We start from the raw sequence: 19630 nt of genomic DNA on the forward strand, positions 1-19630 counted from the left end.
TCCTGGGCGGCCGGTCGCAGGCGGGTACGCTGGTTCCGTGAAACGCAGGATGATCAACTCGCTGCTGGGCGTGGTCCTGGTGGTCGTGGTGGTGTTCTGCGTACCCCTGGCCCTGGTCGAGAAGCAGACCATCGTCAACGCCGCCCAGGAGCGGGTGGACGCCACCGCGTTCCGGGTGCTCGGCCTGGTCGAGAGTCGGCTCGCGGCGGGTGAGCCGGTCACCGGGGAGCGGATCGGCAGTCAGGTCACCGACGGCTACTACGCCGAGATCCAGATCCCCGGCATGCAGCCGATCGTGATCGGCCAACGGCCCTCCGGCAGCCACCCGTTGACGGCCAGCGAGACCGGCGCCAGCGGCGAGACGGTGACCGTGCAGCAGTCCCGCGCCACCGTCCAGCACGACATCGGCAGCATGCTGATCCTGCTCGGCGCGGTCGCGCTGCTCGCGGTGCAGGCCGCGGTGGCGCTGGCGGTCTGGCAGGCCAAACGGCTGGCCCGCCCGCTGACCGACCTCGCCGAGACCGCCGAACGCCTCGGCTCCGGCGACCCGCGCCCGCGCGACCGGCGCTACGGGGTGCCCGAACTGGACCGGATCGCCGAGGTGCTGGACGCCAGCGCCGAGCGGATCGCCCGGATGCTCACGGCCGAGCGCCGGCTCGCCGCCGACGCCTCGCACCAGCTGCGCACCCCGCTCACCGCGCTCTCCATGCGGCTGGAGGAGATCACCGCACTGGCCCAGGAGCCGGAGACCGTCCGCGAGGAGGCCACCATCGCGCTCCAGCAGGTCGAGCGGCTCACCGACGTGGTCCAGCGGCTGCTCACCAACCAGCGCGACACGCACGGCCCGACCGCCGGCGGCTTCGACCTGGACGAGGTGATCAAGCAGCAGCGCGAGGAGTGGGGGCCCTCGCTGCGCGGCAGCGGGCGGCGGCTGGTGATCGAGGGCCTGGCCGGGATCACCGCGCTGGGGACCCCGGGGACGGTCTCCCAGGTGCTGGCGACCCTGATCGAGAACACCCTGATGCACGGCGCGGGAACGGTCACCGTACGCGTGCGGGCCTCCGGCAGCTCGGTGGTGATCGAGGTGCAGGACGAGGGCGCGGGCGTGCCGCCCGAGCTCGGCAACCGGGTCTTCGAGCGGACGGTCAGCGGCCACAACTCCACCGGCATCGGCCTGGCGGTCGCCCGCGACCTCGCCGAGGCGGACGGCGGACGGCTGGAACTGCTCGCGCTCCAGCCGCCGGTCTTCGCACTCTTCCTGGGCCGGGTCACCACCCGGTAGGAGTCACTTCACGTAGTGGGCGGAGTCCTCGGTGGCCAGGATCCGCTCGGCCTGCGCGACGACCTTGACGTCCGTCTCGGGCTCGGCCAGCTCCGGCATCGCCTTGAAGACCCAGGTGCGGTACGAGAAGAAGCGGAACAGCGTGCCGAGACCGGTGCCGAACGCCTTCGAGAGGTTGTACGCGATCGTGCCGTGCAGGCCCAGCGTGTAGGTGGAGAACCAGAGCGTGCCGTTCTCGATCAGCATGCCGATGCCGCTGAAGATCAGGAAGAGGGTGATCTCGCGGCGGCGCGAGGCCGCGTCGCTGTCGCGGTAGACCCAGTAGCGGTAGCCCAGGTAGTTGACGACGATCGCGACCGCCGTACCGATCACCGAGCAGCGCACGGGCGCCCAGCCGGTCGCGTGGATCGCGAGGTTGGAGACCCCGAAGTTCACGAAGATGCCGACCAGCCCGACTATCCCGAACTTCACCACCTCGCCGGAGGCACCGCGCAGGCGCTGCAGCAGGGAGGGACTTGAGTGATCGCTGGTCGTGGTCATCCGCAGAGGTCTCCTGTGCCTGCTCAACTAAGAGGATTACGCCGTCCGCGTGGTCCGGCCATCCAGGCTACCGGCTCTTCATGAGGGATCCCTGCGAGCCGACTGCCCCCGATCGCCCCGCCGAGCGCCCCCGGCCGCCGGTACACCGCCCCCGACCGGCCCGGATATCCTGGCAGCGTGACTTTCCCGGGCAGCGCAAAATTTCCAGTGGTGGGCATGGTCGGCGGCGGGCAGCTGGCGCGCATGGCACACCAGGCCGGCATCCCGCTCGGAGTGCGGTTCAAACTCCTTGCCGACACCCCGCAGGACTCCGCCTCGCAGGTGGTCTCCGACGTCGTCCTCGGCGACTACCGGGACCTGGAGACCCTGCGCCGCTTCGCGGCCGACTGCGACGTGGTCACCTTCGACCACGAGCACGTCCCCACCGAGCACCTGCGGGCCCTGCAGGCCGACGGCATCGCCGTGCGGCCCGGCCCCGAGGCGCTGGTGAACGCGCAGGACAAGGGCGTGATGCGGGCCACCCTGGACGCCATCGGCGTGCCCTGCCCGCGCCACCGCCTGGTCGCCGACCCGGCTGACGTGACCGCGTTCGCCAACGAGGGCGCGGGCTACCCCGTCGTGCTGAAGACCGTCCGCGGCGGCTACGACGGCAAGGGCGTCTGGGTCGTCGACGACGAGGAGCAGGCCCACGCGCCGTTCCTGGCCGGCGTCGCGGTGCTGGCCGAGGAGAAGGTCGACTACCTGCGCGAGCTCGCCGCCAACGTGGTGCGCTCGCCCAGCGGCCAGGCGGTCGCCTACCCGGTGGTGGAGAGCCTCCAGGAGAACGGCGTCTGCGCCGAGGTCACCGCCCCCGCCCCCGACCTGGACCCGGTGCTGGCCGGCGAGGCCCAGGCGCTCGCGCTGCGGATCGCCGGGGAGCTGGACATCACCGGCCACCTGGCAGTCGAGCTGTTCCAGACCCGGGACGGCCGGATCCTGGTCAACGAGCTCGCCATGCGCCCGCACAACTCCGGCCACTGGTCGATCGACGGCGCGGTCACCTCGCAGTTCGAGAACCACCTACGCGCGGTGCTCGACCTCCCGCTCGGGGACCCCCGCCCCCGCGCGAAGTGGACCGTGATGGTCAACGTCCTGGGCGGCGACTACCCGGACATGTACCACGCCTTCCTGCACTGCATGGCCCGCGACCCCGGCCTGCGGATCCACATGTACGGCAAGGACGTGAAGCCCGGCCGCAAGGTCGGCCACGTCACCGTCTTCGGGGACGACCTCGACGACGTGCGCGAGCGCGCCCGCCACGCGGCCGCTTACCTGAGAGGAACCATCACCGAATGAGTGCCCCCACCACTCCTTGTGTCGGCATCGTCATGGGCTCCGACTCCGACTGGCCGGTGATGGAGGCCGCCGCGCAGGCGCTGGACGAGTTCGAGGTCCGCTACGAGGTCGACGTGCTCTCCGCGCACCGGATGCCGCGCGAGATGATCACGTACGGCGAGAACGCCCACAAGCGCGGCCTCAAGGCGATCATCGCGGGCGCCGGCGGCGCCGCCCACCTGCCGGGCATGCTGGCCTCGGTGACCCCGCTGCCGGTGATCGGCGTCCCGGTGCCGCTGCGCTACCTGGACGGCATGGACAGCCTGATGTCCATCGTCCAGATGCCGGCCGGCGTGCCGGTGGCCACCGTCTCCATCGCCGGAGCCCGCAACGCGGGCCTGCTGGCGGTCCGGATGCTCGCCGCCTTCGACACCGAACTCACCGAGCGGATGGTCGACTTCCAGGCCGAGCTGAACACCCAGGCCACCGACAAGGGCAAGAAGCTGCGCGCCAAGGTGGCCGGGTCGAGCGCCTTCGGCTTCGGAAAGTAGCAGAATCGGGGGTCATGGACCCTCAGCTGCTCGCCCGCGCCCGTGCCCTGCTCGTCGACGCCCCCGTGGTGGACGGTCACAACGACCTCCCCTGGGCGATGCGTTCCCAGGTCGGCTACGACCTGGACGCGATCGACCTGGCCGCGGACCAGAGCGACCGCCTGCACACCGACCTCGACCGGCTCCGGGCCGGCGGGGTGGGTGCGCAGTTCTGGTCGGTCTTCGTGCGCTCGGACTTCGCCGGTGACCAGGCCGTCAGCGCGACGCTGGAGCAGATCGACTTCGTCCGCGCGCTGGTCGACCGGTTCCCCGAGCGGCTGCGGCTGGCGCTGACCGCCGACGACATGGAGGCCGCCCGGGCCGACGGGCGGATCGCCTCGCTGATGGGCGCCGAGGGCGGACACAGCATCAACTCCTCGCTGGCCACCCTGCGGGCGCTGCACCAGCTGGGCGTGCGCTACATGACGCTCACCCACAACGACAACGTGCCGTGGGCGGACTCGGCCACCGACGCGCCGGCCGCGGGCGGGCTCACCGCGTTCGGAGTGGAGGTCGTCCGGGAGATGAACCGGCTCGGCATGCTGGTCGACCTCTCGCACGTCTCCGCCGACACCATGCGCGACGCGCTGCGGGTCAGCGAGGCGCCGGTGATCTTCTCGCACTCCTCGTCCCGCGCGGTCTGCGACCACCCGCGCAACATCCCGGACGACGTGCTGGCGTTGCTGCCCGCCAACGGCGGCGTGGCGATGGCCACCTTCGTGCCGAAGTTCATCCTGCCGGCCGCCGTCGAGTGGACCGCCCTCGCGGACGCCAACATGGAGGCGCACGGCCTGCACGCCCTGGAGCACACCCCCGATGCGATGAAGGTGCACCACGCCTTCGAGGCCGAGCACCCGCGCCCGCTGGCCACCGCCGCCACCGTCGCCGACCACCTGGACCACATGCGCGAGGTGGCCGGCATCGACCACCTGGGCATCGGCGGCGACTTCGACGGCACCGCGTTCGTCCCGGCCGACCTGGGCGACGTCGCGGGCTACCCCAACCTGGTCGCCGAACTGCTCGGCCGCCGCTGGTCGGAGGCCGACCTGGCCAAGCTCACCTGGCAGAACGCCGTCCGCACCCTGCGCGCAGCCGAGGACGCGGCCCGCGCGTTGCAGACCACCCGCCGGCCGTCCATCGCCACGCTGGCCGAGCTGGACTCCTAGAGCAGCGGGATCTCGATCGCCGGGCAGCGGTCCATCACCATCCGCAGGCCGGCCGCCGTGGTGCGCTGGTACGCCGCCTCGTCGATCACGTCGAGCTGGAACCAGACCGCCGCGGCGCCGGCCGCCACGGCCTCGTCGGCCACCTGCCCGGCGAGGTCGCTGCGGACGAACACGTCCACCACGTCGACCGGGAACGGGATGTCGGCCAGCGAGGCGTACCCCTGCTCGCCGAGCACGGTCTCCGCCTTCGGGTGCACCGGCACCACGCGCTTGCCGAAGCGCTGGAGCACCTGGGCGACGCCGTACGCGGCGCGCCGGGTGTTGCTGGACAGCCCGACCACGGCCCAGGTGTCCCCGGAGGTGGTCAGGATCTCGCGCGCGGTTGCCTGGTCCCGGTAGCTCGTCATAGCGGCTTCAACCCCGGCGGCCGACCGGTCATTCCGGCTAGCTGGGACGGCCCATCGCGCGGTAGGTCCAGCCGGCCGCGCGCCAGGCGTCGGCGTCCAGCACGTTCCGGCCGTCCACCAGCCGCCGCTCGGCGACCAGGGCGCCGACCTGGGCCGGGTCCAGGTCGCGGAACTCCTGCCACTCCGTCAGGTGCAGCACCACGTGGGCGCCCTCGACGGCCTCCAGCGCAGTGGCCGCGTAGGAGAGGCCGGGGAACATCTTGCGGGCGTTGTCCATCGCCTTGGGGTCGTAGACGGTCACCTGCGCGCCCTGCAACTGGATCTGCGCGGCCACGTTCAGCGCGGGCGAGTCGCGGATGTCGTCCGAGTTCGGCTTGAAGGCGGCGCCGAGCACGGCCACCCGGCGGCCCAGGAAGCCGCCGCCGCACTGCTCGCGGGCCAGTTCCACCATCCGGCTGCGGCGCCGCATGTTGATCGAGTCCACCTCGCGCAGGAAGGTCAGCGCCTGGTCCGCGCCCAGCTCGCCGGCCCGCGCCATGAAGGCCCGGATGTCCTTGGGCAGGCAGCCGCCGCCGAAGCCGAGTCCGGCCTGGAGGAAGCGGCCGCCGATCCGCTCGTCGTAGGAGAGCGCCTTGCTCAGCTGGGTGACGTCCGCGCCCGCGCTCTCGCAGACCTCGGCCATCGCGTTGATGAAGGAGATCTTGGTGGCCAGGAAGGAGTTGGCCGCGGCCTTGACCAGCTCCGCGGTGGCGAAGTCGGTGACCACCAGCGGCACGCCCTCGTCGAGCAGCGTCGCGTAGACCTCGCGCAGCAGCTCCTCGGCCCGGCCGCCCTCGCGCACGCCGACCACCAGGCGGTCGGGGTGCAGGGTGTCGCCCACGGCGTAGCCCTCGCGCAGGAACTCCGGGTTCCAGGCCAGTTCGACGGCGTCGCCGGCCGGTGCCAGCGCGCGCAGCCGGTCGAGCAGCCGGCTCGCGCTGCCCACCGGCACGGTGGACTTGCCGACCACCAGGGCGGGGCGGGTCAGGTGCGGGGCCAGTGCGTCCACCGCCGCGTCGACGTAGCTCATGTCGGCGGCGAACTCCCCCTTCTTCTGCGGGGTGTTGGTGCAGATGAAGTGGACGTCGGCGAACTCGGCGACCTCCTGCGAGGAGGCCGTGAAGCGCAGCCGGCCGGTCGAACCCTCGTGCCCGGCCACGTGCTTGAGCAGCAGCTCGGAGAGCCCGGGCTCGTACATCGGCACCTTGCCCGCGGCGAGCGAGGCCAGCTTCTCGGGGTCGATGTCCATCCCCAGCACCTCGAAGCCCAGTTCTGCGAGGCAGGCGGCGTGGGTGGCACCGAGATAGCCGGTACCGATCACCGAGATGCGCAGGGCCACGGGCTTCCCCTTTGAGGGTAGGACGGTCAGGGACTGATGGTATCTGCACCCGTGTCGTGCATGTCACCCTGCTCTAGGCAGGGTACGGGCCTAGAATTAGGATCTACTTAACGGTAGTTAACGGTGTTGACCAATAAGGGGAAATCGGCCATGGCGAGCAGTTCGGACTTCGACCTCTTCCGTCTCTCGGAGGAGCACGACATGCTCCGGGAGGCGGTGCGCTCGCTCGCCGAGGCCAAGATCGCCCCCTTCGCGGCGGACGTCGACGAGCACAGCCGCTTCCCGCAGGAGGCGCTGGACGCCCTGCAGGCCAACGACCTGCACGCGGTGCACGTCCCGGAGGAGTATGGCGGCGCCGGCGCCGACGCGCTGGCCACCGTGATCGTGATCGAGGAGATCTCCCGCGTCTGCGCGTCCTCCTCGCTGATCCCGGCCGTCAACAAGCTCGGTTCGCTGCCGGTCCAGCTGTCCGGCTCCGAGGAGCTGAAGCAGAAGTACCTGGGCGCGCTGGCCCGCGGCGAGGGCATGTTCTCGTACTGCCTCTCCGAGCCGGACGCCGGTTCGGACGCCGCCGGGATGAAGACCCGCGCGGTGCGCGACGGCGACTTCTGGGTGCTCAACGGCGTCAAGCGCTGGATCACCAACGCGGGCGTCTCCGAGTTCTACACCGTCATGGCGGTCACCGACCCCGAGAAGCGCTCCAAGGGCATCTCGGCCTTCGTGGTCGAGAAGGGCGACGAGGGCGTCTCCTTCGGCGCGCCGGAGAAGAAGCTCGGCATCAAGGGCTCGCCGACCCGCGAGGTCTACCTGGACAACGTCCGGATCCCGGCCGACCGCATGATCGGCGAGGAGGGCACCGGCTTCGCCACCGCGATGAAGACCCTCGACCACACCCGCGTCACCATCGCCGCCCAGGCCATCGGCATCGCCCAGGGTGCGCTCGACTACGCGGCGGGCTACGTCAAGGAGCGCAAGCAGTTCGGCAAGCCGATCGGCGAGTTCCAGGGCATCCAGTTCATGCTCGCCGACATGGCGATGAAGCTGGAGGCCGCCCGCCAGCTCACCTACGCCGCCGCGGCCAAGTCGCAGCGCACGGACAGCGACCTGACCTTCTTCGGCGCCGCTGCCAAGTGCTTCGCCTCGGACGTCGCGATGGAGGTCACCACCGACGCCGTCCAGCTCCTCGGCGGCTACGGCTACACCCGTGACTACCCGCTGGAGCGCATGATGCGCGACGCGAAGATCACCCAGATCTACGAGGGCACCAACCAGGTCCAGCGCATCGTGATGGCGCGCAACCTGCCGTAGTCCGACCCGGACAGCCGAAAGGGCCCCCACTTCGCAGCAGCGAGGTGGGGGCCCTTTCGTGTGAAGTCGGCTCCGGGCGGGGCAGCTTCGGGTGACGATGGGGGGACGCGTCTGCCGGGAGCGCGAGGAGCACGAGGAGCACGACCGATGAGCCACACCCCACCGCCAGGAGCGTCCGGGCCGTCGTACCCCGGCGGCCGACGCGGCACCCGTGGGCCTCGCAAGGGCAACCGGCCTCCGCTGCCGCCGACATCGCCACCCCCGGCCGGAGTAGACGAGGAGCCGCACATCGTGAGTCCGCAACTGCCGCCCAGTCAGCCGCCGACGGATCTGCCGGGCGGCAAGCCCGCGCCGCCGCCCGGTCCCGCCCAGCCGCCGCCCCCGGGCCGCCCGCCGGTCAGGCCGCCGAGCGACTAGTCACGAGGGCACTGCGGTGTCGTTCCTGATCGCGTCGAAGACCTGCTTCGACTTGACCGGGTCCCACTTGACCGCCGACTCCCCGGTGGAGGTGTGGTAGTCGGGGTTGCCGATCGGGACGGTGATGCTCTTCCCGCCGCCGCCGCTGACGCCCTTCATCGCGTCGAACAGCGAGGCGAGGTCGGTCAGCCCGGTGTTGTCGTCGACGATCAGCGTGCCGAGGCCGGAGCTGATCAGCGGGTAGAGGGTGAACGGGTCGAGCAGGGTGGCGGGCGTGGCCGCCTGGTGGGCGAGGGCGGAGAGGAACTTCTGCTGGTTCTTCATCCGGCCGAGGTCCTGGTCGGCCATCTGGTGGCGCTGGCGGACGAAGGCGAGCGACTGGGTGCCGTTCAGGGTCTGGCAGCCGGCCTTGAGGTTGAGGCCGGAGTCCTGGTCCTGGATGGGCTGGTCGATGCACATGTTCACACCGCCGACCGCGTCGACGATGCCGGCGAACCCGGCGAAGCCGACCTCGGCGTAGTGGTCGATGTGGATGCCGGTGTTGGTCTCGACGGTCTCCACCAGCAGGCTGCCGCCGCCGTTGTTGAAGGCCGAGTTGATCTTGGACGTGGTGGCGGGGATGGTCCTGCCGCTGCCCGAGGTGTCCAGGTGCGCGGGGATCGGCACCCAGGAGTCGCGCGGAATGCTCATCAGGGTGTTCCCGCCCGAACCGATGTGCAGGATCATCATCGAGTCGCTGCGCTTGCCGCTGTCGGTACCCGTGTGCATGTCGATCTTCTGGGTGTCGCTCAGGCCGTCCCGGCTGTCCGAGCCGACGATCAGCCAGTTGGTGCCCTTCCCGGCGGCCGGGCGGCCCTGGTACGAGGCGAGCACGTTCTGGTGGTTCAGCTTGGAGTCGGCCCAGAAGTACGTGCCGACGCCGGTCGCCAGCAGCGCGGTGACCAGGCCCAGGACGGTCACCTTGATCTTCCGCCGGCGCGGCCACCGCGAGCGGGCCGGACCGCCGGCCGGCGGGCGCGGGCCCTGCGGACCCTGCGGGCCGCGCGGCGCACCGGGTCCGCCCGGGGCACCGCCCGGCGCGGCGGACGGCGTCGCGTACGGGTTCCCGGGCCGCGGTCCGGCCGGGCGCGGCACGCCCGGCGCGGCGGGCGCACCCGGGCCGCGCGGGTTGAGCGACGGCGGCAGCGTCGGCTCAGCGCCGCTGCCGTACCCACTGCCACCGCCGCTCGGGCGGCCCTCCTGCCACGTGTTCATGTTCCAGAGGATGCCCGATCCGGGTCCGCCCGAGTCGTCCCGAGCCGCTCACCAGAGCGCTTGTAGCAGAGTTGATGCAGGGTGGCGATGGTTCCGGCGCATGGTCACCGCGCCGCCGCACAACCTCGTACGGGAGGACCCTGAGCCCCGGGGCCGGGACCCCTAGGGGACGGCGTCGCGGACCCGTACCTCCGTCGCCATCAGGGTTCCTCCCGGCGGATGACGACCCGTTGACCTGGGCGGCCTACGTTGGAGGCATCCGCTCGACCTGGTGGAAATCGGGGCTGGGGGCGGCGGGGGACCACAGACCTAGGAGCGACCAGTGACGACTGCGACTGCAGCCGTGCAGACATCCGAGAACCCCGGCGGCCCGTCCGCCAACGCCGCCTCCGCGCGGCTCGTGACCAAGGCGTACGGCTCGGGCGAGACCCGGGTGACGGCACTCGACGCGGTCGACGTCGACATCCAGCGCGGCCGGTTCACCGCGATCATGGGCCCCTCGGGCTCCGGCAAGTCCACCCTGATGCACTGCCTGGCCGGACTGGACACCGTCACCGAGGGTCGGATCTGGATCGGCGACACCGAGATCACCGGTCTGAAGGACAAGCAGCTGACCAAGCTGCGCCGGGACAAGATCGGCTTCATCTTCCAGTCCTTCAACCTGCTCCCCACGCTCAACGCGCTGGAGAACATCACGCTGCCGATGGACATCGCCGGCCGCAAGGCCGACCAGGCCTGGCTGGACCAGGTGGTGGAGACCGTCGGCCTGGCCGACCGGCTCAAGCACCGCCCGACCCAGCTCTCCGGCGGCCAGCAGCAGCGCGTCGCGGTGGCCCGCGCCCTGGCCGCCCGTCCGGAGATCATCTTCGGTGACGAGCCGACCGGAAACCTGGACTCGCGCTCCGGCTCCGAGGTGCTGACGTTCCTGCGGCGCTCGGTGGACGAGCTCGCGCAGACCATCGTCATGGTCACCCACGACCCGGTCGCGGCCGGCTACGCGGACCGCGTCCTCTTCCTCGCCGACGGCGTGATCGTCGACGAGATGCACGCCCCGACCGCCGACTCCGTCCTCGAACGCATGCGCCGTTTCGACGGCAAGCGCACCAGCTGAGCGGGGGCGTACTCATGCTGCTCAAGACGTCCCTGCGGAGCTTCCTCGCCCACAAGGGCCGGATGGTGCTCTCGCTGATCGCCGTGGTGCTGTCGGTCGCCTTCGTCTCCGGCACCCTGATCTTCTCCAACACCGCGACCAGCACCTTCGACAAGCTGTTCGCCTCCACCGCCTCCGACGTCGCGGTCCAGCCGAAGCCCGACAAGCTCGCGGCCGGCGAGAACCAGGGCGGGAAGACCCCGACCGTCCCGTCCGACACGGTCGCCAAGGTCGCCGCCCAGCCCGGCGTGAAGTCGGCCACCGGCGAGATCATGGTGGCGAGCGCCACCCTGGTCGACCCGGCGACCAACAAGTCGGTCGGTCCGACGTCCGGCGCTCCGACGCTGGTCGGTGCCTGGACGCCGACCCCCGGCAACCCGCTCAAGATCACCTCGGGGCAGGCCCCGCAGAACTCCTCGCAGATCCTGCTCGACGCGGACACCGCCAAGAAGGCCAAGCTCACCGTGGGCAGCCCGCTGCGGGTGATCACCACGATCGGCAGCTACGACTTCACGCTCTCCGGCATCGCCACCTTCACCACCACCAACCCCGGTGCGGCGATGGCCTTCACGGACGTCGCGACCGCCCAGCACGACCTGATCGGCAGCTCCGACTTCACCTCGATCGAGACCTACGGCGACGGCAGCCGCAGCAACGACCAGCTGAAGGCCGAGATCACCACCGCGGTCGGCAGCGGCTTCGACGTGAAGACCGCCGACGAGCAGAAGGCCGACAGCTCCAAGAGCATGGGCTTCCTGAGCTTCATGAAGTACGCGATGCTCGGCTTCGCCGGCATCTCGCTGCTGGTCGGCGGCTTCCTGATCATCAACACCTTCTCCATGCTGGTCGCCCAGCGCACCCGTGAGATCGGGCTGATGCGCGCCATCGGCAGCAGCCGCCGGCAGGTCAACCAGTCGGTGCTGATCGAGGCGCTGCTGCTCGGCGTGATCGGCTCCACCCTCGGCCTGCTGGCCGGTCTGGGCCTGGCCGAGATCCTCATCGCGCTGATGAAGATGGCCGGGATGAACCTCCAGGGCGCGCTGCAGATCACCTGGAGCGTCCCGGTGGCGGCCTACGCCATCGGCATCGTGATCACCGTGCTGGCCGCCTGGATCCCGGCCCGCCGGGCCGGTCGGATCTCGCCGATGGCCGCGCTGCGCGACCACGGCACGCCGAGCGAGGCCCGGGCCAACACGATCCGCGGGGTGGTCGGCCTGGTGCTGACGGCCGGCGGCGGCGCCCTGCTGGTGCTGGCCGCCACCGCGAAGAAGGCCTCCACCGGCGGTTCGTACCTGGGCCTGGGCGTGCTGCTGACGCTGGTCGGCTTCGTGGTGCTCGGCCCGCTGCTCTCCACCGGGGTGATCCGGGTGCTGGGCGCGGTGCTGCCGGCGCTGTTCGGCCCGTCCGGCAAGCTCGCCCAGCGCAACGCGATGCGCAACCCGCGCCGCACGGGGGCCACCGCGGCCGCGCTGATGATCGGCCTGTCGCTGGTCACCGGCGCCTCGGTGGTCACCTCCTCGATGGTCAGCTCGGCCACCGCGCAGATCGACAAGTCGGTCGGCGCGGACTACATCGTCACCTCGCGGACCGGCGGTCTGAGCCCGGCCATCGTGCAGGCGGCGCGCGGCGCGAGCGGCCTGGCGCACATCACCGAGGAGAAGCAGCTCCCGGCGAACATCACCACGCCGGACGGCAGGACCACCGAGACCCAGGTGGACGCCTCCGACCCGACCTTCGTCGACGACCTGCACCTGCCCGTCACCGCCGGCTCGCCGCAGGCGGCCTTCAGCGGCGGCATCTCGGTCGACCAGACCTTCGCCAAGGACCACAACCTGTCGGTCGGCGACAAGCTGGCGATCGACTACGGCAAGGGCCACACCCAGAGCGTGCCGGTGGCGCTGATCACCACCGAGGGCAACTCGCTCTCCGACCACTCCTTCAACACCAGCATCGACACGGTGACCCAGGCCGTGCCGGCGGCCGACCAGCCGCTGCCGGTGCTGCTGCTCGGCAAGGCCGCGCCCGGCACCGACGTCGAGAAGACGCTCGCCTCGCTGCAGGACTCGCTCGCCGCCTACCCGCAGCTCTCGGTCAAGGACCAGGCCGGCTACAAGCAGATCATCCAGAGCTCGGTCAACCAGCTCCTCTACATGGTCTACGGCCTGCTGGGCCTGGCCATCGCGGTCGCGGTGCTCGGCGTGGTCAACACGCTGGCGCTGTCGGTGGTGGAGCGGACCAGGGAGATCGGCCTGCTGCGGGCGATCGGCCTGTCGCGCCGTCAGCTGCGCCGGATGATCCGGCTGGAGTCGGTGGTCATCGCGCTCTTCGGCGCGCTGCTCGGCACCGGGCTCGGCCTGGCCTGGGGGATCAGCTCGCAGAAGGTGCTGGCCACCCAGGGCCTGGACACCCTGACCGTGCCGGTGACCACCATCGTGGTGATCCTGCTGCTCTCGGCGCTGGTCGGCCTGGGCGCGGCGCTGCTGCCGGCCTTCCGGGCGGGCCGGATGAACGTCCTGGCCGCCATCGCCACGGACTGACACCGCCTCCCGCGGACGCCGGTGGCCCCCGACCAGGGGGGCCGCCGGCGTCCACGCGTTTACCGGTACGGTTGCCCCGATGAACACCATGGCTGCTGAGGAGCTGCCGGCGGTCTCCGTGATCATGCCGGTGCTCAACGAGGAACGACACCTGCGCACCGCCGTCCGGCACATCCTGGAACAGGAGTACGCCGGCGGCATGGAGGTGGTGATCGCGCTCGGCCCGTCGACCGACCGGACCGACGCCATCGCGGCCGAACTGGCCGCCGAGGACCCCCGGGTCCGCACCGTGCCGAACCCCACCGGCCGCACCCCGGCCGGACTGAATGCCGCGATCCGCGCCTCCCGGCACCCGATTGTGGTCCGGGTCGACGGGCACGGTCTGCTCACGCCCGGCTACATCACCACCGCGGTCCGGTTGCTCGGCGAGATGGACGCCGCCAACGTCGGCGGCATCATGCACGCCGAGGGCGAGACCGAGTGGGAGAAGGCGGTCGCCGCCGCCATGACCTCCAAGATCGGCGTCGGCAACGCGGCCTTCCACACCGGCGGCCTGGCCGGCCCGGCGGACACCGTCTACCTGGGCGTCTTCCGCCGCGAGGTGCTGGACCGACTCGGCGGCTACAACGAGGAGTTCATCCGCGCCCAGGACTGGGAACTCAACTACCGCATCCGCCAGGACGGCGGCCTGATCTGGTTCACCCCGCAGCTGCGGGTCACCTACCGGCCGCGCCCGAGCATGCGCGCCCTGGGCAAGCAGTACAAGGACTACGGCCGCTGGCGCCGCGTGGTGACCCGCTACCACCGCGGCTCCGTCAACCTGCGCTACCTCGCCCCGCCGGCCGCCCTGCTCGGCGTGCTGCTGGGCCTGCTGCTGGGCGCCGCCGTCCACCCCGCCTTCCTCGCCCTGCCCGCCGGCTACCTGCTCGGCATCCTGGGCGGCTCGGTCGTCGAGGGCCGCGGCCTCTCCACCCGCGCCCGCCTCCAACTCCCGCTCGCCCTCGCCACCATGCACCTCAGCTGGGGCTTCGGCTTCCTGACCTCCCCCCGCAAACTGGCCCGCAAGGTCATCGACAGCACCACCCCCGCCGCCGCCCGCGCTCCCCAACCTCAGTAGAGGCGCTACCGTCTGCCGCATGGTGGATACGGTGCGTGTGGAGGCGGGTGCGGAGGTGGATCCGCGGGCCCGGGTCGGGGGCGGGACTACGGTGTGGCAGCTCGCGCAGGTGCGTGAGGACGCCGTGATCGGTGCCGAGTGCGTCATCGGGCGCGGGGCGTACATCGGGCCCGGGGTGCGGATCGGGGACCGGGTGAAGGTGCAGAACCACGCCCTGGTCTACGAGCCGGCCGTGGTCGAGGACGGGGTGTTCATCGGGCCGGCGGTGGTGCTGACCAACGACCGCTACCCGCGTTCGGTGGACGTCGACGGTCGGCTCAAGCGCGGCGGCGACTGGCAGGCCGAGGGGGTGACGCTGCGCCAGGGCTGCTCGATCGGCGGCCGGGCGGTGCTGGTGGCCGGGGTGACGGTGGGCCGCTGGGCGCTGGTCGCGGCCGGGGCGGTGGTGCACCGGGACGTGCCCGACTTCGCGCTGGTGGCCGGGGTGCCGGCCCGCCGGATCAAGTGGGTCGGCCGGGCCGGCGAGCCGCTGGAGCCGCTCGGGGACGGCCGCTGGCGCTGCCCGCGCACGGCGGAGGAGTACCGCGAGACGGACGGCCTGCTGGCCCCGGCGTGATGCCCGGGGCCGGGGCAGGCAGGCCGGGCGTCACTGGTCGAGCGAGCCGGTCCAGCCCTGGACGCAGCCGCCCTCGTCGCCGGTGTGCACCGAGACGCCGGGCGACGACGTCCCCGACGGCGAAGCGCTCGGGCTGGGGCTGGGCGAGATGTCGGCGGCCTGCACGACGGCCGACGTCGCGGAAGCCGACGGCGAGGCTCCCTGGCCGGGCGAGCCGCCCGTGAGCGGCTGGTCCGCGAGGATCAGGCCGAACAGCCGGTCCGCCTGCGGCTGCACGAAGGCGGCCTTGGCCCGCAGCTCCGGGTTGGGATCGTCCGGCGTGTAGCGCATCAGCGGCTGCACGAAGGCGACGTCGGCCGGCTTGACGTCCTTGAGCTGGGTGCCGAGCTCGACCAGCTTGGTGGTCCCGGCCAGCCCGTCGTCCACGGTGATCGACTTGGTGGCGGCCTCGATCACCGGGAACGCGGTGGTCGGGTCGAGCAGCGTCCCGGCGCTGGTGACCTTCTTCAGCAGCGCCGCGAGGAAGGCCCGCTGCATGGTGAAGCGGCCGAGCGAGCTGCCGTCCTGGACCGCCATCCTGGTCCGGACGAACTCCAGCCCCTGTTCGCCCGTCAGCGTGTTCCGGCCGGCGGGGAGGTTGAGGTGGGACTCCCGGTCGACGATCGGACGGCAGAGGTTGACCTCCACCCCGCCCACCGCGTCGGTGATGTCCTTGACGCCCTGGAAGTTGACCAGTGCGAAGTGGTCGACCTTCAGGTGGGTGATCGACTCCACGGTGTCCGATACGCAGCTCGGGCCACCCCGGCCGAGCGCCTCGTTGAGCGGCCGGTGGGTCCGCGCGCGGTAGACCTCGCCGGTCTTGGGGTCGGTGCACTGCGGCAGGTCGACCAGGGTGTCCCGGGGCAGGCTCAGTGCGACGGCGGAGTCCCGGTCGGGGGAGACGTGCAGCAGGATGTTGACGTCGTTGTTGCCGATACCGGTGTTGTCGATGTCGCCGTACGCGCCGCCCAGGCCGGCCCGGCTGTCGGTGCCGATGATCAGGATGTTCATCGCGCTGTGCCCGGCGGAGTCGGTGGGGCCGGGCGGCGGCGGGGGGTTGCCCGCGCTGAGCGGGGCGTGCTGGATGTTGTGGTCCAGATGGCGCAGGTAGAGGTAGCCCGCCCCGCAGCTCGCCACCAGCGCGCCGCCCAGCGTCAGGGCGATGATCTTCGGCCAGCGCCGCCGGGACCGTCGCACCGGTGTCCGCTGTTCGTCCGTCGTCACCGCTGGTCGACCGCCTCTCGTGGCCTCCCGGGGACTTCCCGGGCGCGAGGCGGCGCGACTGCGGCAGGTGCCCCCCGTGGCTACGTGGGCGAACGTACCCTGTGACGGCTGCCGAACAGCCGATTTGTTACATGATCAGAACAGTTGAAACATGGATGAGGCCCAGGTGAGACGTTCACCCGGGCCTCAGTGCCTGTCGGCTGCGGCTTCGGCTCAGCCGAGCCGGAGCGTCACGCGCTCCGACTCGATCCGGCTGCGCCACTGATCGTCCGTCAAGCTGTCGGAGTTCCGGCAGAGCACCACCGAGGCGCCCGCGGCGAGCGGGGCGAGCAGGCCGGCCTCCAGGCCGGACCAGTCGTCGTACGGCAGGGTGCTGAGCACCCGGCCGCCGCGCTCCAGGCCGATCCTGGCCGCGCCCTCGCGGGCCAGCTGGACGGTCTGCTCGCCGCTCAGGCGCAGCGGCAACCCGTCCACCAGGGTCTCCAGGGCAGGCGATTCCGGGTCGACCGGCGAGTACGGCGCGAACCGGTCGCCCTGGCCGGGCACCTCGGCGGCGTAGTCGAGGAAGCCGTCGGGGCGCTGCGGGAAGCGGCCGCCCAGCGGGCGCAGCGCCAGGGCCACGCGTTCGCCGGTGCAGGCCTGGGCGGCCTCCAGGCCGTCCGGGCCGCTGACCACCAGCCCGGCCTCGGCCGGATCGCCGCCGGGTGCCGCGGTGACGCCCACCGACCAGCAGGCCACCAGCCAGACGGCGGTCTGCCAGTGGGCGGGAAGCAGCAGGGCGGCGCGGTCCTCGGGACCGGCGTTCAGCTCGTCCTGGAGGAGGTTGGCGGTCTTGGCGACCCAGTTGTCGAAGGTGCGGACGGAGAGTTCGACTCTCTCGCCCGTGGCGTCGTCGTAGAAGGTGACCAGGGGGCGTGCGGGGTCCTCACCGAGGGCGGCGCGCAGCAGCTCGGCAGGGGTGCGGGCGTCGGCAGCGAAAGGCGCATTCATGGTGCACCCCAGCCTAGGGCCTTCCCCGGGGGAGATGGGAGGGGGCCCGCGGGCGGTTCGCTGCTTGGCGAAGACCCGTCAGAAACCGCTTCGGGGACGGGTGGCGAGCTGGGCCCGTTGGACTGATGATCCGATTTATGCGTATTTCTGTTGTCTCCCTGATCGGGACCGGCTGCGCCGCCGCCCTCCTGCTGCCGGTCGCGGGCCCCGGCCCGACCGCCTTGGCCGCGGACGCAGCCGACGCCGTGCGCCGTACGGACCCCGGGATACCGGCGTCCACCGCCCCGCGCACCACCACCCTCACCCTGGACCCCCCGGCCTCCCGCGCCGCCGGCTCGGGCGCTGCCACCCGCGGCCTCACCCCGCGCCACACCGCCGGCTACTCCCTGCTCGGCGTCAGCTGGGACGACCCCGCCGCCGCGCTGGACGGCTCCGTGCAGGTCCGCACCCGCAGCGTCGACCCGGCCGGCCAGGGAGGCTGGAGTGACTGGCGCTCGCTTGTGGCGGACGACGAGGACCGCCCGGACACCGGCTCCGCCGAGCTGACCGGCCCGCGGGCCCGCGGCGCCACCGCCCCGCTCTGGGTCGGGCCCAGCGACGGCGTCGAGGTCCGGGCCACCGGGCGCGGAGCGCTGCCGGCCGGGCTGCGCGTCGAGCTGGTGGACCCCGGCACGGACGGCCCCGGCGTGGCCGCCACGCCGCCCCCGCAGCCCCGCGCGCTCCCGGCCGCCGACCACGGCGCGCCGCGCCCGGGCATCGTCACCCGCGCCGGCTGGGGCGCCGACGAGTCCCTGCGCGAGCCGGACTTCGGCTACACCGGCGCCGTCCGGGAGGTCTTCGTCCACCACACCGACACCGGCAACGACTACGGCTGCGCGGACTCGCCCAAGCTGATCCGCGCCATCTACCAGTACCACGTGCGGTCCAACGGCTGGCGCGACGTCGGCTACAACTTCCTGGTCGACAAGTGCGGCACGGTCTACGAGGGCCGGGCCGGCGGGGTGGACCGGCCGGTGCTGGGCGCGCACACGCTCGGCTTCAACACCGACTCGGCCGGCGTCGCGGCCCTCGGCAGCTTCGTCTCGACCCAGCCCCCGAAGGCCCAGCTCGACGGCATCGCCGCGATCGCGGCCTGGAAGCTCGGCCTGACCGGCCGGGACGCCCGCGCCACCACCACGCTGCTCTCCGCCAACGACGGCAGCCGCTACCCGAAGGGCAGGCGGCACACCTTCGACGCGATCTCCGGCCACCGGGACGCCTTCAACACCGAATGCCCGGGCAACGCCCTCTTCACCCACCTGCCCGACATCCGCACCCAGGCCGCCCACCTCCAGGGGCGTCAGTAACGGAGTCCACACTGGACCCGTGAACGACCTCCCGGCCGAGCGCCGCTGGCTTCCCGGCCGTCCGCTGGACCTGCACCGCACGCTGGCGCCGCTGCAACGCGGCCCGGGCGATCCGGCCTACCGTACGGCCGGTGACGGGGCCGTCTGGCGGGCCTCGCGCACGCCGGAGGGGATCGGCACGCTGCGGGTGGCGAGCGCGTACGGCGAGGTGCTGGCGCAGGCCTGGGGCCCGGGCGCCGGGTGGCTGCTCGACCGGCTGCCGCTGCTGCTCGGCGACGCCGACGACCCGGCGGGCCTGGTGCTCCCGCCCGGTCCGCTGCGCGAGGCCCAGCGGACCCATCCGGGGCTGCGGCTGTGCCGCACGGGCCTGGTGCTGGAGTCGCTGGTGCCCGCCGTCCTGGAGCAGAAGGTCACCTCGGACGAGGCGTACCGCGCCTGGCGGCTGCTGCTGAGCGAGTTCGGCACCCCGGCACCCGGACCGGCCGACGGGCCGGCGCGGGGGATGCGGGTGGCGCCGTCGGCGCGCGAGTGGTGCCTGATCCCGTCCTGGGCGTGGCACCGGGCGGGTGTCGACCCCAAGCGCTCGGCCACCGTGATCCGCGCCGCGCGGCTGGCGCCCCGCCTCGAAGAGGCCTCGGTCCTGCCCGGCGCCGAGGCGGCGGCCCGGCTGACCAGCGTCGCGGGGGTGGGGGAGTGGACGGCGGCGGAGACCCTGCAGCGCAGCAACGGCGACGCCGACGCCGTCTCGGTCGGCGACTACCACCTGCCGAACATCGTCGGCTGGGCGCTGGCCGGCCGCCCGCGCTCCGACGACGCGCAGCTGCTGGAGCTGCTCGCCCCGTACGCGGGCCACCGGCACCGGGTCTGCCGCCTGATCGCGCTCACCGGGCTGCACCCGCCCCGCTACGGCCCCCGGCTGGCCCCGAACGACCACCGCAACCGCTGAACCCGACCG

Annotated in this window: 18 protein-coding genes; 12 read left to right on the forward strand and 6 right to left on the reverse strand. The window is 72.3% G+C overall.

Features of this window, described 5'->3' with window-relative positions; genetic code table 11:
* Nucleotides 1-37: 37 nt before the first annotated feature.
* A complete protein-coding gene (locus tag P3T37_RS31485; RefSeq protein WP_280727326.1) occupies nucleotides 38-1282 on the forward strand; it encodes an ATP-binding protein in 1245 nt (414 codons plus the stop codon).
* A gap of 3 nt (nucleotides 1283-1285) precedes the next feature.
* On the opposite strand, the gene P3T37_RS31490 is transcribed toward P3T37_RS31485, so the two are convergent.
* Complete coding sequence (locus P3T37_RS31490; protein WP_280727327.1) at nucleotides 1286-1822, reverse strand: GtrA family protein; 537 nt, start codon at nucleotides 1820-1822, stop codon at nucleotides 1286-1288.
* A gap of 177 nt (nucleotides 1823-1999) precedes the next feature.
* Between P3T37_RS31490 and P3T37_RS31495 the strand changes: the two genes are divergently transcribed.
* Genes P3T37_RS31495 through P3T37_RS31505 form a run of 3 tightly spaced genes read left to right on the forward strand, consistent with a single transcriptional unit; the run spans nucleotide 2000 to nucleotide 4892 of the window.
* Nucleotides 2000-3157 (forward strand): 5-(carboxyamino)imidazole ribonucleotide synthase, encoded by a 1158-nt coding sequence (locus P3T37_RS31495; RefSeq protein ID WP_280727328.1) that lies wholly within the window; start codon nucleotides 2000-2002, stop codon nucleotides 3155-3157.
* Nucleotides 3154-3687, forward strand: coding sequence for a 5-(carboxyamino)imidazole ribonucleotide mutase (gene purE, locus P3T37_RS31500; RefSeq protein WP_280727329.1), 534 nt, complete (start codon nucleotides 3154-3156; stop codon nucleotides 3685-3687). The genes P3T37_RS31495 and purE overlap by 4 nt, the downstream gene beginning before the upstream one ends.
* Nucleotides 3688-3701: 14 nt before the next feature.
* Entirely contained in the window at nucleotides 3702-4892 is a 1191-nt protein-coding gene (locus P3T37_RS31505; protein ID WP_280727330.1) for a dipeptidase, read from the forward strand.
* On the opposite strand, the gene P3T37_RS31510 is transcribed toward P3T37_RS31505, so the two are convergent.
* Together P3T37_RS31510 and P3T37_RS31515 are read right to left on the reverse strand one after the other, a co-directional pair.
* Nucleotides 4889-5299 carry a CoA-binding protein gene (locus tag P3T37_RS31510; protein WP_280727331.1) on the reverse strand — a complete coding sequence of 137 codons (411 nt, stop codon included), beginning with the start codon at nucleotides 5297-5299 and terminating at the stop codon, nucleotides 4889-4891. The genes P3T37_RS31505 and P3T37_RS31510 overlap by 4 nt on opposite strands.
* Nucleotides 5300-5336: 37 nt before the next feature.
* Complete coding sequence (locus P3T37_RS31515) at nucleotides 5337-6677, reverse strand: UDP-glucose/GDP-mannose dehydrogenase family protein (protein ID WP_280727332.1); 1341 nt, start codon at nucleotides 6675-6677, stop codon at nucleotides 5337-5339.
* A gap of 150 nt (nucleotides 6678-6827) precedes the next feature.
* On the opposite strand from P3T37_RS31515, the gene P3T37_RS31520 reads away from it, so the two are divergent.
* Both P3T37_RS31520 and P3T37_RS31525 read left to right on the forward strand, forming a co-directional pair.
* Entirely contained in the window at nucleotides 6828-7985 is a 1158-nt protein-coding gene (locus P3T37_RS31520; protein WP_280727333.1) for an acyl-CoA dehydrogenase, read from the forward strand.
* A gap of 291 nt (nucleotides 7986-8276) precedes the next feature.
* Nucleotides 8277-8402: a hypothetical protein gene (locus P3T37_RS31525; RefSeq protein ID WP_280727334.1), complete on the forward strand. Its 126-nt coding sequence runs from the start codon at nucleotides 8277-8279 to the stop codon at nucleotides 8400-8402.
* Here the strand turns inward: P3T37_RS31525 and P3T37_RS31530 are convergent, their stop codons facing one another.
* Entirely contained in the window at nucleotides 8403-9656 is a 1254-nt protein-coding gene (locus tag P3T37_RS31530; RefSeq protein WP_280727335.1) for an LCP family protein, read from the reverse strand.
* Between the two features lie 322 nt (nucleotides 9657-9978).
* Here P3T37_RS31530 and P3T37_RS31535 point away from each other — a divergent pair, with 322 nt between their 5' ends.
* The 4 genes from P3T37_RS31535 (at nucleotide 9979) to P3T37_RS31550 (ending at nucleotide 15076) form a co-directional block, all read left to right on the forward strand.
* A complete protein-coding gene (locus P3T37_RS31535) occupies nucleotides 9979-10767 on the forward strand; it encodes an ABC transporter ATP-binding protein (protein WP_280727336.1) in 789 nt (262 codons plus the stop codon).
* Between the two features lie 14 nt (nucleotides 10768-10781).
* Nucleotides 10782-13343, forward strand: a complete 2562-nt coding sequence (locus P3T37_RS31540; protein WP_280727337.1) for an FtsX-like permease family protein — start codon at nucleotides 10782-10784, stop codon at nucleotides 13341-13343.
* A gap of 88 nt (nucleotides 13344-13431) precedes the next feature.
* A complete protein-coding gene (locus P3T37_RS31545; RefSeq protein ID WP_280727363.1) occupies nucleotides 13432-14460 on the forward strand; it encodes a glycosyltransferase family 2 protein in 1029 nt (342 codons plus the stop codon).
* A gap of 19 nt (nucleotides 14461-14479) precedes the next feature.
* Nucleotides 14480-15076, forward strand: a complete 597-nt coding sequence (locus P3T37_RS31550; RefSeq protein WP_280727338.1) for an acyltransferase — start codon at nucleotides 14480-14482, stop codon at nucleotides 15074-15076.
* Nucleotides 15077-15106: 30 nt separating this feature from the next.
* On the opposite strand, the gene P3T37_RS31555 is transcribed toward P3T37_RS31550, so the two are convergent.
* Nucleotides 15107-16339, reverse strand: a complete 1233-nt coding sequence (locus P3T37_RS31555) for an LCP family protein (protein WP_280727339.1) — start codon at nucleotides 16337-16339, stop codon at nucleotides 15107-15109.
* Nucleotides 16340-16552: 213 nt separating this feature from the next.
* The gene (locus P3T37_RS31560; RefSeq protein WP_280727340.1) at nucleotides 16553-17329 is read right to left on the reverse strand and encodes a TIGR03089 family protein; all 777 of its coding nucleotides are present in this window, start codon (nucleotides 17327-17329) and stop codon (nucleotides 16553-16555) included.
* 137 nt (nucleotides 17330-17466) lie between these two features.
* Here P3T37_RS31560 and P3T37_RS31565 point away from each other — a divergent pair, with 137 nt between their 5' ends.
* Together P3T37_RS31565 and P3T37_RS31570 are read left to right on the forward strand one after the other, a co-directional pair.
* Entirely contained in the window at nucleotides 17467-18675 is a 1209-nt protein-coding gene (locus tag P3T37_RS31565; RefSeq protein WP_280727341.1) for a peptidoglycan recognition protein, read from the forward strand.
* Nucleotides 18676-18694: 19 nt separating this feature from the next.
* Complete coding sequence (locus P3T37_RS31570; protein ID WP_280727342.1) at nucleotides 18695-19621, forward strand: DNA-3-methyladenine glycosylase 2 family protein; 927 nt, start codon at nucleotides 18695-18697, stop codon at nucleotides 19619-19621.
* Nucleotides 19622-19630 lie beyond the last annotated feature (9 nt).

It is taken from the genome of Kitasatospora sp. MAA4 (assembly GCF_029893355.1).
Taxonomy (GTDB): domain Bacteria; phylum Actinomycetota; class Actinomycetes; order Streptomycetales; family Streptomycetaceae; genus Kitasatospora.

What these genes read in the sequence shown, in the direction of transcription:
- P3T37_RS31490 (WP_280727327.1), bottom strand. Translation starts at nt 1,822, where the DNA reads ATGACCACGACCAGCGATCACTCAAGTCCCTCCCTGCTGCAGCGCCTG.
- purE (WP_280727329.1), top strand. Translation starts at nt 3,154, where the DNA reads ATGAGTGCCCCCACCACTCCTTGTGTCGGCATCGTCATGGGCTCCGAC.
- P3T37_RS31505 (WP_280727330.1), top strand. Translation starts at nt 3,702, where the DNA reads ATGGACCCTCAGCTGCTCGCCCGCGCCCGTGCCCTGCTCGTCGACGCC.
- P3T37_RS31510 (WP_280727331.1), bottom strand. Translation starts at nt 5,299, where the DNA reads ATGACGAGCTACCGGGACCAGGCAACCGCGCGCGAGATCCTGACCACC.
- P3T37_RS31520 (WP_280727333.1), top strand. Translation starts at nt 6,828, where the DNA reads ATGGCGAGCAGTTCGGACTTCGACCTCTTCCGTCTCTCGGAGGAGCAC.
- P3T37_RS31530 (WP_280727335.1), bottom strand. Translation starts at nt 9,656, where the DNA reads ATGAACACGTGGCAGGAGGGCCGCCCGAGCGGCGGTGGCAGTGGGTAC.
- P3T37_RS31540 (WP_280727337.1), top strand. Translation starts at nt 10,782, where the DNA reads ATGCTGCTCAAGACGTCCCTGCGGAGCTTCCTCGCCCACAAGGGCCGG.
- P3T37_RS31545 (WP_280727363.1), top strand. Translation starts at nt 13,432, where the DNA reads ATGGCTGCTGAGGAGCTGCCGGCGGTCTCCGTGATCATGCCGGTGCTC.
- P3T37_RS31550 (WP_280727338.1), top strand. Translation starts at nt 14,480, where the DNA reads ATGGTGGATACGGTGCGTGTGGAGGCGGGTGCGGAGGTGGATCCGCGG.
- P3T37_RS31560 (WP_280727340.1), bottom strand. Translation starts at nt 17,329, where the DNA reads ATGAATGCGCCTTTCGCTGCCGACGCCCGCACCCCTGCCGAGCTGCTG.
- P3T37_RS31565 (WP_280727341.1), top strand. Translation starts at nt 17,467, where the DNA reads ATGCGTATTTCTGTTGTCTCCCTGATCGGGACCGGCTGCGCCGCCGCC.